The 11,871-nt window shown below is 64.0% G+C and carries 11 protein-coding genes; 1 reads left to right on the plus strand and 10 read right to left on the minus strand.

The window, feature by feature from the left end; all coding sequences use genetic code 11:
• Positions 1-49: 49 nt before the first annotated feature.
• The 3 genes from folP to rlmE all read right to left on the minus strand — a co-directional run bounded on the left by folP (position 50) and on the right by rlmE (position 3,593).
• A complete protein-coding gene (folP, locus tag AB1Z25_RS18235) occupies positions 50-892 on the minus strand; it encodes a dihydropteroate synthase (protein ID WP_486635838.1) in 843 nt (280 codons plus the stop codon).
• An 89-nt stretch (positions 893-981) separates the two neighbouring features.
• Entirely contained in the window at positions 982-2,892 is a 1,911-nt protein-coding gene (ftsH, locus tag AB1Z25_RS18240) for an ATP-dependent zinc metalloprotease FtsH (protein ID WP_107800556.1), read from the minus strand.
• Between the two features lie 83 nt (positions 2,893-2,975).
• A complete protein-coding gene (gene rlmE / locus AB1Z25_RS18245; RefSeq protein WP_227104917.1) occupies positions 2,976-3,593 on the minus strand; it encodes a 23S rRNA (uridine(2552)-2'-O)-methyltransferase RlmE in 618 nt (205 codons plus the stop codon).
• A 134-nt stretch (positions 3,594-3,727) separates the two neighbouring features.
• Here rlmE and yhbY point away from each other — a divergent pair, with 134 nt between their 5' ends.
• Positions 3,728-4,048 carry a ribosome assembly RNA-binding protein YhbY gene (gene yhbY / locus AB1Z25_RS18250; RefSeq protein WP_107800558.1) on the plus strand — a complete coding sequence of 107 codons (321 nt, stop codon included), beginning with the start codon at positions 3,728-3,730 and terminating at the stop codon, positions 4,046-4,048.
• A gap of 96 nt (positions 4,049-4,144) precedes the next feature.
• Here the strand turns inward: yhbY and AB1Z25_RS18255 are convergent, their stop codons facing one another.
• From AB1Z25_RS18255 to gspM, 7 genes are all read right to left on the minus strand, one after another.
• Positions 4,145-4,573 carry a DUF4149 domain-containing protein gene (locus AB1Z25_RS18255; protein WP_235086625.1) on the minus strand — a complete coding sequence of 143 codons (429 nt, stop codon included), beginning with the start codon at positions 4,571-4,573 and terminating at the stop codon, positions 4,145-4,147.
• 62 nt (positions 4,574-4,635) lie between these two features.
• Positions 4,636-5,112: a transcription elongation factor GreA gene (gene greA, locus AB1Z25_RS18260; RefSeq protein ID WP_048414210.1), complete on the minus strand. Its 477-nt coding sequence runs from the start codon at positions 5,110-5,112 to the stop codon at positions 4,636-4,638.
• Between the two features lie 138 nt (positions 5,113-5,250).
• Positions 5,251-8,460 (minus strand): carbamoyl-phosphate synthase large subunit, encoded by a 3,210-nt coding sequence (gene carB / locus AB1Z25_RS18265; RefSeq protein WP_107800559.1) that lies wholly within the window; start codon positions 8,458-8,460, stop codon positions 5,251-5,253.
• A 91-nt stretch (positions 8,461-8,551) separates the two neighbouring features.
• A complete protein-coding gene (gene leuE, locus AB1Z25_RS18270) occupies positions 8,552-9,202 on the minus strand; it encodes a leucine efflux protein LeuE (RefSeq protein ID WP_107800560.1) in 651 nt (216 codons plus the stop codon).
• 16 nt (positions 9,203-9,218) lie between these two features.
• Positions 9,219-10,346 (minus strand): glutamine-hydrolyzing carbamoyl-phosphate synthase small subunit, encoded by a 1,128-nt coding sequence (gene carA, locus AB1Z25_RS18275; protein ID WP_486635839.1) that lies wholly within the window; start codon positions 10,344-10,346, stop codon positions 9,219-9,221.
• A gap of 269 nt (positions 10,347-10,615) precedes the next feature.
• The gene (locus AB1Z25_RS18280) at positions 10,616-11,365 is read right to left on the minus strand and encodes a type II secretion system protein N (RefSeq protein ID WP_107800562.1); all 750 of its coding nucleotides are present in this window, start codon (positions 11,363-11,365) and stop codon (positions 10,616-10,618) included.
• Positions 11,362-11,871, minus strand: a complete 510-nt coding sequence (gene gspM / locus AB1Z25_RS18285) for a type II secretion system protein GspM (RefSeq protein ID WP_107800563.1) — start codon at positions 11,869-11,871, stop codon at positions 11,362-11,364. Before gspM ends, AB1Z25_RS18280 begins: the two co-directional genes overlap by 4 nt.

Consider the following 11,871-nt stretch of genomic DNA (forward strand, 5'->3'; position numbering starts at 1 on the left):
GCCAACCGCGGTAATCGCTACGCCGGCTATTGTGCGCCAGACAACGCGCTCAGTTCAAACTTTCCACAGCATCCAGCACTTGCAAGGCCTGATGCGTGGCCTTGACGTCGTGCACGCGGATGATACGCGCGCCGCGCCGCGCCGACTCCAGCGCCACGGCCACGCTGGCGCCCAGGCGCTCCGCCGGCACCGCTTCGCCGGTGATCGCGCCCAGCATGGATTTGCGGCTCAAGCCCACCAGCAGCGGTGCGCCGGCGGCGCGCTCGATCCCGGACAGGCCGCGCAGCAGGGCCAGATTGTGCTCCAGCGTCTTGCCAAAACCGAAGCCGGGGTCCACCAGCAAACGCTCGCGGGTCACGCCGGCGTCCAGACACAGCCGGACGCGCCGCGCCAGGTAGTCGGCCACTTCGGCCACCACGTCCGCGTATTCCGGACGGTCCTGCATGGTGTCCGGATTGCCCTGTTTGTGCATCAGGCAGATCGCCGCGTCCGCGCCCGCCACCAATTCCAGCGCGCCCGCGTCTTCCAGCGCCGACACGTCGTTGACCAGGTCCACCGCGCCCAAGGCCAGCGCCTCGCGCATCACCGCCGCGCGGCGGGTGTCCAGCGACAGCGGCGCGCCGATATCGCGCAGACGCTCCAGCACCGGCAGTACCCTCTCCATCTCCTGCTCCGGGCTGACATGGGGCGCGTTGGGCCGCGTCGATTCGCCGCCGATGTCTAGAATGGCCGCGCCTTCGGCCAGCATCCGCTCGGCGTGGCGCAAAGCCTGGTCCAGCGCGTTGAAGCGGCCGCCGTCGGAGAAGGAGTCCGGCGTGACGTTCAGAATGCCCATCACCAAGGGACGGGACAGATCGAGCGTGAAGCGCCCGCATTGCAAAGAGGGTTTCATGATCTGACTGCACTCATGGATGGGGGGAGGATGTCGCAAAAAAACCGGGCAAGCCTGTCTAGGCTTGCCCGGCTTCGTCGCTTAAGGACTCAGACTTCCTGCGCCGGATCGGCGGTCGGCTCGGCGGCCGGCGGAGTCGGTTTGTCTTCCTGCGGCTTGGCCGCGAAACCGGCGCCCGGCTTGGGCGGACGCGGCGGCTTGCCGTCCATCAGATCGTTGATCTGATCGGCGTCTATGGTTTCCCATTCCAGCAGCGCGGCGGTCATCGCCTCCACCTTGTCGCGGTTCTCTTCCAGCAGACGGCGCGCCAGCGCGTACTGCTCGTCGATGATGCGACGGATTTCAGCGTCCACCTGCTGCATGGTGGCTTCGGACAGATTCTTGTGGGTGGTGATGGAACGGCCGAGGAAGACTTCGCCCTCGTTCTCGCCGTAAACCATCGGGCCCAGCTTGTCGCTCATGCCGTAGCGGGTCACCATGTCGCGCGCCATTTGCGTGGCGCGCTCGAAGTCGTTGGAAGCGCCGGTGGTCATCTGATTCATGAACAGCTCTTCCGCGATGCGGCCGCCGAACAGAATGGCGACGCGATCCAGCAGATAACCGCGGTCGTAGGCGAAGCGGTCCTGCTCCGGCAGCTGCATGGTCACGCCCAGCGCGCGGCCGCGCGGGATGATGGTGACCTTGTGCACCGGGTCAGCCTTGGGCAGCAGTTTGGCGACGACGGCGTGGCCGGACTCGTGATAAGCGGTATTGCGCTTTTCCTCGTCGGTCATCACCATGCTGCGACGCTCCGCGCCCATCATGATCTTGTCCTTGGCGGACTCCAGATCCTCCATGTCCACCAGGCGCTTGTTGCGGCGCGCGGCGAACAGGGCGGCTTCGTTGATCAGGTTGGCGAGATCGGCGCCGGAGAAGCCCGGCGTGCCGCGCGCGATCACCTCGGCGTTGACGTCGGCGGCGATCGGCACCTTGCGCATGTGCACGCCCAGAATCTGTTCGCGGCCGCGGATGTCCGGCAGCGGCACCACCACCTGGCGGTCGAAACGGCCCGGACGCTGCAACGCCGGGTCCAGCACGTCCGGACGGTTAGTCGCGGCGATCACGATCACGGTGGAATTGGTGTCGAAACCATCCATCTCCACCAGCAATTGGTTCAGCGTCTGTTCGCGTTCGTCGTTGCCGCCGCCGAGTCCGGCGCCGCGCTGACGGCCGACCGCGTCGATCTCGTCGATGAAGATGATGCACGGCGAGTTCTTCTTGGCCTGCTCGAACATGTCGCGCACGCGGGCCGCGCCCACGCCGACGAACATTTCAACGAAGTCGGAACCGGAGATGCTGAAGAACGGCACCTTGGCTTCGCCGGCGATGGCCTTGGCCAGCAAGGTCTTGCCGGTGCCGGGCGAGCCGGCCAGCAAGATGCCGCGCGGAATGCGGCCGCCCAGGCTCTGGTAGCGGGAAGGATCGCGCAGGTAATCGACGATCTCCTTCACCTCCTCCTTGGCCTCGTCGCAACCTGCGACGTCGGCGAAGGTGACGGTGTTGGCGTCCTGGTCCAGCATTCTGGCCTTGCTCTTGCCGAAGGAGAACGCGCCGCCCTTGCCGCCGCCCTGCATCTGGCGCATGAAGAACACCCAGACGCCGATCAGCAACAGCATCGGGAACCAGCTGATGAAAATATTCATCAGCATGGACGGCTCTTCTTCCGGCTTGGCGGAGAAGCGGACGTTGTTTTTGATCAGGTCGTCGACCAGCTGCGGGTCGTAAGGCGCGTAGGTGCTGAACGCGGAGCCGTCGGTCAGCTTGCCTTTCAGCCATTGCCCGCGCAGCGGGTGGCCTTCTATGGTCAGGGACTGGACCTTGCCGGATTCGACATCGCTGATGAACTGCGAATACTCAAGCTGATTCTGGGTATCCTGACGCTTGTTGAACTGATTGAATACCGTCATCAGTACCAAACCGATGATGACCCATATCGCGATGTTTTTGCCGATATTGTTCACGAGTAGCGGACTCCTCTGTGCCCTGACTTTTTGGTTGCTTGTCTAGATATTTGCTTTGATTGTACGCCGCGAGCCACTTTATGTCAGCGTCGGCCTTTGCCCAGCAGGTAAATTTCGCTGGAACGGTCGCGCGACGCTTTCGGCTTGCGGGTGACTACCTCGTCGAACAGCTCGCGCATGGACTTGAGATAGGCTTGGAAATCGCTGCCCTGGAACACTTTGACGAGAAAATGGCCGCCAGGTTTCAAATGATCTCGCGCAAATTCCAGCGCCAGCTCGCACAGCAGGAAACTCCTGGCCTGGTCGATGGCGCTCATGCCTGACATATTGGGCGCCATATCGGAAATTACAAGGTCCAATTCGCGGCCGCCGAGCAATTGCACGAATTGCGCCAGCACCTCTTCCTCGCGGAAGTCGCCCTGGATGAAGTCGACGCCGGGCACCGGGTCCATGTCCAGGATGTCGAGCGCGAACACCTTGCCGCCGTCGCCGACGATGCGCGCCGCCACCTGCGACCAGCTGCCGGGCGTGGAGCCCAGATCGGCCAGCACCGTGCCGGGGCGGATCAGCTTGTCCTTGTCGTTGATTTCCAGCAGCTTGTAAGCGGCCCGCGCGCGGTAACCGTCTTTCTGCGCCTGGTTGACGTAGGGATCGTTGACGTGTTCCTGCAGCCAGCCATTGCTGCTCTTGCTTCTAGCCATTGCGCTATGCTCTCAAAGGTGGGCAACAGGCCAGCCGCGCTATCCTGTTGTTTTTCATTTATTTTAGGTCCGGACTTTGGGAAAGCGCCCAACTCGAGTAGAATCGGCTTTTGCTTTGTAAATCCGTATTTCTCATGAAAATTGAACTCAAGCCGTTCCAGCGCAAGTATCTGCAGGGACTGGCGCACGGCCTCAACCCGGTGGTGATGATAGGCAACAACGGCCTGACCGAAGCGGTGATCCGCGAAGTCGCCATCAATCTGGACGCCCACGAACTGATCAAGGTTCGCGTGCTGGGCGACGACCGCGAAGCGCGCGTCGCCATGTTCGAGCAGATTTGCGAAGACCTGGGCGCCGCCCCGGTCCAGCACATCGGCAAGCTGCTGGTGCTGTGGCGCCCCAGCGATAAAGAGCGCATCGTTCTGCCCAAGAACAAGCAGGCGCTGAAGGGCTGAACGCCGTTCGCGGCGATCGCGCTTCGTAGAAAAGCGGTGGCATGCCACCGCTTTTGTTTTGTCCGCTCCCAAGGGAGCGCTACGGCGAACAGTCGCTTAATCGTTGCGCCAGACGTAGACCAAGCCCATCAGGCTCTGCACCAGATAGATCAGGCTGGAAATCGCGTGCCAGGTGGCGAAGCCGCCGCCGAACAGGCCTTCGGCCGCATGATTCATCTGCGCCTTGAGATTGGCGATGATGGGGGTGACGGCGAAGTGATTGATCAGCGTGCAGGCCAGCATGCCCATCACCAGCCAGAAACCGCTTTCCTTGACCCCGGCCGCGCCGTTGCGGCGGATATGGTCGACCAGCAGGATAGCCCCGCACACCAGCCCCACCCAGGCGATGCTGGCGAACAGCTTGCCCGCCACCATGCCGGCGGTGACCCGGTCCAGCATGGCGAACAGCACCGGCGCCACGACGATGCCTATCACCCACAAGCCGCCAATCCAGAACGTCTTGGCAATGGAACGCAACCCATCCATGTCTCAGCCCCTCTCCCGCGCCGCGCCGCGCGCGGACCGCCAAGCCCGCGCGCCGGCGGGATTCAGATGTATTTGACGTCGAGCACTTCGTATTCGCGAATACCGCCCGGGGCCACCACTTCGGCCACGTCGCCGGCTTCCTTGCCGATCAGCGCGCGCGCGATCGGGGAGTTCACCGACACCTTGCACACCTTGATGTCGGCCTCGTCGTCGCCGACGATCTGGTAGGTGACGTTTTCCTCGCTCTCCAGGTCCATCAGTTCGACGGTGGCGCCGAACACCACGCGGCCGTCGGCGTCCAGCTCGGCCGGGTTCACGATCAGCGCGTTGGAAATCTTGCCTTCCAGTTCGGCGATACGGCCTTCGACAAAGCCCTGACGCTCCTTGGCAGCGTCGTATTCGGCGTTCTCGGACAGGTCGCCATGCGAGCGAGCCTCGGCAATCGCCTCGATCACGGCCGGACGTTCCACGCTCTTGAGGCGCTGCAGCTCTTCTTTCAGCAGCTCTGCACCGCGCACGGTCAACGGGACTTTGATCATTTCAGAATTCTCTCCAGAGGCGGCATCCGCCTTCATCAAAAGCACAAGCCGCCGTACTGGACGGCGGCTTGAAGTAGCGGGTTATGGGAGGGATTGTAACGGCAAACCCCTCCCGCTTCCAAGCCCCCGCGTCAGGACTCAGCCCTGAATCTGGCTGTGCAGTTCCTGCACGCTGTAGACATCGAACTCCTCGGCGTGGGCCATGCCCACGCACACCGCCTTGGCGCCGGCCAGGGTGGTGTATTGCGGAATCCGCGCCTGCAGCGCCGAACGGCGGATGGAATGGCTGTCCTGAATCGCCTGGCGCTTCTCGTCCACGGTATTGATCAGCAGATCGATTTCCGAGTTCTTGATCATGTCGACGATGTGCGGGCGGCCTTCATTGACCTTGTTGACCACCTGCACCACGATGCCGGCGGCGGACAGATGCTTGGCGGTGCCGCGCGTCGCGCAGACGCCGAAGCCCAGGCGCTGCAGTTCGCGCGCCACTTCCACCGCGCCGTTCTTGTCGCTGTCGCGGACGGACAGGAAGACCTTGCCGGTCTTGGGCAGGCGGTCGCCGGCGCCCAGCTGGCCCTTGACGTAGGCTTCGGCGAAGGTCTTGCCCACGCCCATCACCTCGCCGGTGGACTTCATTTCCGGACCCAGGATGGTGTCTACGCCGGGGAACTTGATGAAGGGGAAGACCGCTTCCTTCACCGCGTAGAACGGCGGAATCACTTCCTTGGTGAAGCCCTGCTCGTTGAGGCCGATGCCGGCCATCGCCCGCGCGGCGATCTTGGCCAGCGGCGCGGAAGTCACTTTGGAGACGAAGGGCACGGTGCGGCTGGCGCGCGGATTCACTTCCAGCACGTAGATGGTGTCGCCCTGGATGGCGAACTGCACGTTCATCAGGCCGATCACGTTCAGCGCGCGGGCCATGGCCACGGTCTGGCGGCGGATTTCATCCTGCACCGCCGGGAACAGGCTGTACGGCGGCAGCGAGCAGGCGGAGTCGCCGGAGTGAACACCAGCCTGCTCCACGTGCTGCATGATGCCGCCGATCACCACGTTCTCGCCGTCGGACACGCAGTCCACGTCGACTTCGATGGCGTCGTTGAGGAAGCGGTCCAACAGCACCGGGCTGTCGTTGGACACCTTCACCGCCTCGCGCATATAGCGCTCCAGGTCGGCCGGTTCGTGGACGATTTCCATCGCGCGGCCGCCCAGCACGTAGGACGGGCGCACCACCAGCGGGTAGCCGATTTCCTCGGCCAGCTTCATCGCTTCGGCCGGCGCGCGCGCGGTACGGTTGGGCGGCTGCTTCAGGCCCAGTTCGTTCAACAGCTTCTGGAAGCGCTCGCGGTCCTCGGCGGCGTCTATCATGTCCGGCGTGGTGCCGATGATGGGCACGCCGTTGGCTTCCAGCGCGCGCGCCAGTTTCAACGGAGTCTGGCCGCCGTACTGGACGATGACGCCGAACGGTTTTTCGATGCGGCAGATTTCCAGCACGTCTTCCAGCGTCAGCGGCTCGAAATACAGGCGGTCCGAGGTATCGTAGTCGGTGGACACGGTTTCCGGGTTGCAGTTGACCATGATGGTCTCGAAACCGGATTCGCGCAGCGCCAGCGCCGCGTGCACGCAGCAGTAGTCGAACTCGATGCCCTGACCGATGCGGTTGGGCCCGCCGCCCAGCACCATCACCTTCTTGCGGTCGGACGGATTGGATTCGCACTCTTCCTCATAGGTCGAGTACATATAGGCGGTATTAGTGGCGAACTCGGCGGCGCAGGTGTCCACGCGCTTGTACACCGGGTGCAGGCTCAAGCTCCAGCGCTTGGCGCGCACCGCGGCCTGATCCGAGCCCAGCAGCTCGCCCAGACGGCGGTCGGAGAAACCCTTGCGCTTCAGACGGCGCAATTCGGCGTAGTCCAGTTCTTCCACCTTGCGGCCGGCCAGCGCTTGTTCTTCGCCGATCAGGTCTTCGATCTGGGCCAGGAACCAGGGATCGATCTTGCTGACCGCGTGGATGTCGTCGCGGCTCATGCCGATGCGGAAGGCGTCGGCCACGTACAAGATGCGTTCCGGTCCCGGCGTGCCCAGTTCGTGGCGGATCGCCGCTTCGTCGCTGGTCACCGGGTCGAAACCGGCCAGGCCGGTTTCCAGGCCGCGCAACGCTTTCTGCATCGATTCCTGCAAGGTGCGGCCCATCGCCATCACCTCGCCTACCGACTTCATCTGGGTGGTCAGGCGGTCGTCGGCCTGCGGGAATTTCTCAAAGGCGAAACGCGGAATCTTGGTGACCACGTAGTCGATGGACGGCTCGAAGGAGGCCGGGGTGGCGCCGCCGGTGATGTCGTTCTTCAGTTCGTCCAGCGTGAAGCCCACCGCCAGTTTGGCGGCGATCTTGGCGATGGGGAAACCAGTGGCCTTGGACGCCAGCGCCGAGGAACGCGACACGCGCGGGTTCATTTCGATGACGATCATCTCGCCGGTGGCCGGATTGGTGGCGAACTGCACATTGGAGCCGCCAGTGTCCACGCCGATCTCGCGCAGCACCGCCAGGCTGGCGTTGCGCATGATCTGGTATTCCTTGTCGGTCAGCGTCTGCGCCGGCGCCACGGTGATGGAGTCGCCGGTGTGCACGCCCATCGGATCGAAGTTTTCGATGGAGCAGATGATGATGCAGTTGTCGTTCTTGTCGCGCACCACCTCCATCTCGTACTCTTTCCAGCCCAGCACCGATTGCTCGATCAGCAGCTCATGGGTGGGCGAGGCTTCAAAGCCGCGCTCGCAGATGGCCAGGAATTCTTCGCGGTTGTAGGCGATGCCGCCGCCGGAGCCGCCCATGGTGAAGGACGGGCGGATCAGCGTCGGGAAACCCACCTTGGCCTGCGCTTCCAGCGACGCTTCCATGGTGTGGCAAACAAAGGACAGCGGGCAGGACAGGCCGATCTTGGCCATGGCCTCCTTGAAGCGGCCGCGGTCTTCGGCCTTGTCGATGGCGTCCTCGGTGGCGCCGATCAGCTCCACCTTGTATTTTTCCAGCACCCCGTTCTTGGCCAGGTCCAGCGCGCAGTTGAGCGCGGTCTGCCCGCCCATGGTCGGCAGGATGGCGTCCGGACGCTCCTTGGCGATGATCTTTTCCACCACCTTCCAGGTGATGGGTTCGATGTAGGTGACATCGGCCATGTCCGGGTCGGTCATGATGGTGGCCGGGTTGGAGTTCACCAGAATGACTTTGTAGCCCTCTTCGCGCAGGGCCTTGCACGCTTGCGCGCCGGAGTAGTCGAATTCGCAGGCCTGGCCGATGACGATGGGGCCGGCTCCGATGATCAGAATGCTTTTGAGGTCGCTACGCTTTGGCATGGTTCTACTCTTTATGATTGCATTTTGTGTGCCGCGAAGCCCGGACGCCTGGGACGCCCGGCCGCTTCGCGGCGAATATTAAATCTCTGCCTTACAGGCTGGCCGCGGCCAGTTTGGCGCCGAAGCCGACGAACAGCGCGCCCACCGAGCCGCCCAGCGCCGCGCTCAGCTTGCGCCGACGGCGGAAAGCCTGGGCCAGCCGGTGGCCGGCGACGATCAGCGCGGTCAGATACAGCGTGCTGCATACTTCCACGATCAGCCCCAGCGCGACGAAGGTCAGCGCCGGATGCGGGTAGGCGGGATCGACGAACTGGACGAAGAAGGACACGAAAAACAGGATGGCCTTCGGATTCATCAGGCTGATCAGCAGGGCCTTGACGAAGGGATTCTCCTCGCCCACCAACACCGACTTAGCCTCGGCGGCTTCGCCGCGGGCGGCGCGGCGCCAGGCCGTCAGCGCGCCGCGCAGCATATTGAAGCCCAGCCAGGCCAGGTAGCCGCCGCCCAGGTACTTGACCACGGCGAACAGCGCCGGATTGGCCTTCAGCAGGCCGGCCGCGCCGGTGGCCGCCAGCGTCATCAGGATGAAGTCCCCGATGATGATGCCGCCGGCGCCGGCAAAGCCGGCGCGGGTGCCGCGCTGCGCCGCCACCGACAGCACGTACATGGAGTTGGGCCCCGGCAGCAGTACGATGAGCACGGCGCCCAGCAGATAGGTGGTGAGATCGGTAATCCCCAGCATGTTCCCGCTCCCCGGCTTAAACGCGTTCCGCCATCGAGGCGATGAAGCGATCGAACAGATAGGCGACGTCTTCCGGGCCCGGACTGGCTTCCGGATGGCCTTGGAAGGAGAAGGCCGGACGGTCGGTCAGCGCGATGCCCTGCACCGTGCCGTCGAACAACGAACGATGGGTGACACGCACATTGGCCGGCAAGCTGGTTTCGTCCACTTGGAAACCGTGGTTCTGGCTGGTGATCATCACCCGGCCGCTGTCCAGGTCCTGAACCGGGTGGTTGGCGCCGTGGTGGCCGAACTTCATCTTGGACGTCTTGCCGCCGCTGGCCAGGCCCAGCAGTTGATGGCCGAGGCAGATGCCGAACACCGGCAGCTTGGCGTCCAAAATGTCGCGGATAGCCGCGATCGCGTAATCGCAGGGCTCCGGATCGCCGGGGCCGTTGGACAGGAAGACGCCGTGCGGATTCAGCGCCAGCACGTCGGCGGCCGGGGTCTTGGCCGGCACCACGGTCAGTTGGCAACCGCGCTCGGCCAGCATGCGCAGGATGTTGTGCTTGACGCCGAAGTCGTAGGCGACCACATGGAAACGGGTGGATGCCTGCACCTGATAGCCGGCGCCCAATTTCCACTCGCGCTCGGTCCAGGCGTAAGGCTTGTCGCAGCTGACTACCTGGGCCAGATCCTGCCCTGCCATGGAGCCGAAGCCGCGCGCCAGTTCCAGCGCGCGCACCTCATCGACGTCCCCGGCCATCACGCAGCCGGCCTGAGCGCCCTTCTCGCGCAGGATGCGAGTCAGACGGCGGGTGTCGATGTCGGCGATGGCGACGACATTGTGCCGCTTCAGATAAGCGGACAAGGAGTCTTCGGCGCGGAAGTTGCTGTGCAGCAGCGGCAGATCGCGAATGATCAGGCCGGATGCAAAAACGGCGCGAGATTCGGTGTCTTCCGAATTCGCGCCGACGTTGCCGATATGGGGATAAGTCAGGGTGACGATCTGTTTGGTATAGGAGGGGTCGGTCAAAATCTCCTGATAGCCGGTGATGGCGGTATTGAAAACCACCTCGCCCACCGTATGTCCGGCGGCCCCGATAGCACTGCCCTTGAACACGGTGCCATCGGCCAAGACAAGGATTGCGGGTACGGTTGACACAAGCTGCTCCTATTGCGTTTGCGGCGGGTAAGGAAAAACCGGCTGCGCCGGTTTTTGTTGACCCCCTCCGCCGGCCCGGCCGCCTCGCTCGCGCAAGGCCTCCGCCGCAACAGATGGGATCTGTCCCTACCCTAAGTTTTCGAATTGCTTTATGTGAAGAACGGGACTCGATGCCTGGCGCATCAGTCCCGTTTGGTTAAACCTTTCTATAGTAACGCTGTACCGGAAAAATCACAAGAAAATTCGATAACATGACAAATGAACCGTCATCAAGCCCCTGGACGAATCTGCCATTGCACGCTGGTCGGTCCGCTCGGTTTGCCCAGCATCAGCATCAACGGTTTCAAGGCGTCGTATTTTTCCGGCGGGCTGTCGGCGCTGCCGGCCAGCGAGAACGCCGCCCCCGGCTGCCACTGCCCCTGGCCGCTCAGATTCAAGGGGCCGTCCAGCGTCGCCACGTTCAAGGCCACGCCCGCGCCGGCGCCGTTGACGTCCATTTGGTAGGAGCCGAACGGCGACAACGGGCTCAAGGGCGAGGCCGCGCCCAGCCAGCTGAGCTGCAGATTGCCGGCCAGTTGCCCTCCCTTGCGGCTGAACTGGCCGACCTTGAGCTGCAGATCGCCGCCCAAGCGCGCCGCCTGCCAGGTCTTGGACAGATTCGCCAAAGCCGCCACCGGCACCGTCAGGTTGACGCCGTTCACTTCCACGCCGCCCCAACTCCACTCCAGCTTGCCGTCCTGACCGTCGCTCTCCAGCAGCCAGATCGCCCGCCCCGACAACAAGGCCTTGGGCTGAAAGCGCCAGCCTATCCGGCTCATCGGCAGCACTTCGCCCTTGTCGCCGACATAGACCAGCTGCGTCTTGCCCTGCCACACCGTGCCTTGCGCGCCGCTGAACTGCCAGCGCTCGCCGGTGGCGCGCAACAAGGGCAGCGACAGCAAACTCGCCGGCAAGGCGGCGATCAGGCCGGCCAGAAACAGCGCGCCCAATAGCGCGCCAATCAGCATTTTACGTTTCATGCGCCGCCTCCGGCGTGCGCCAGCAACGCCTTGATATGCACTTGGCCCGGCATCGGCTGCGCCTCCGCCCTCACGCTGAGCACCCGCACCTGGTGCTGAGCCGCCAGCACGCCGGCCAGCTTGACCCAGGCGTCGAACGCCATCGTCCCCTCCATCGCCACGCCGGACTCGCCCTCCGGGCTCAGTTGCCAGCCGGCCTCGGACAAGCCTTGGCTCTGCGCCACCTGACGGATCACCGGCAAGAGTTCCTTGGCCGGCAGCGCCGCCTGCGCCGGCTGGCGCTTCAGTTGCTCGGCCTCCCGCGCCAGAGACTGCACATAGCTCAGCTCGGCTTGCAGCCGGGACGCGGCGGCGCGGTTGCGCTCCACCGATTTGCCCGCCGGCTCCCAGACCCCGGCGTAGAGCACGCCGACGCCGAGCACCGCGGCCATCGCCAGCAGCAGCCCTTGTTCGCGACGGCTGCGCTGCCGCCAGTAGGCGGCGAATTGTTCACGGTATTGCTTCAT

This window comes from Chromobacterium sp. HL1 (assembly GCF_057418835.1).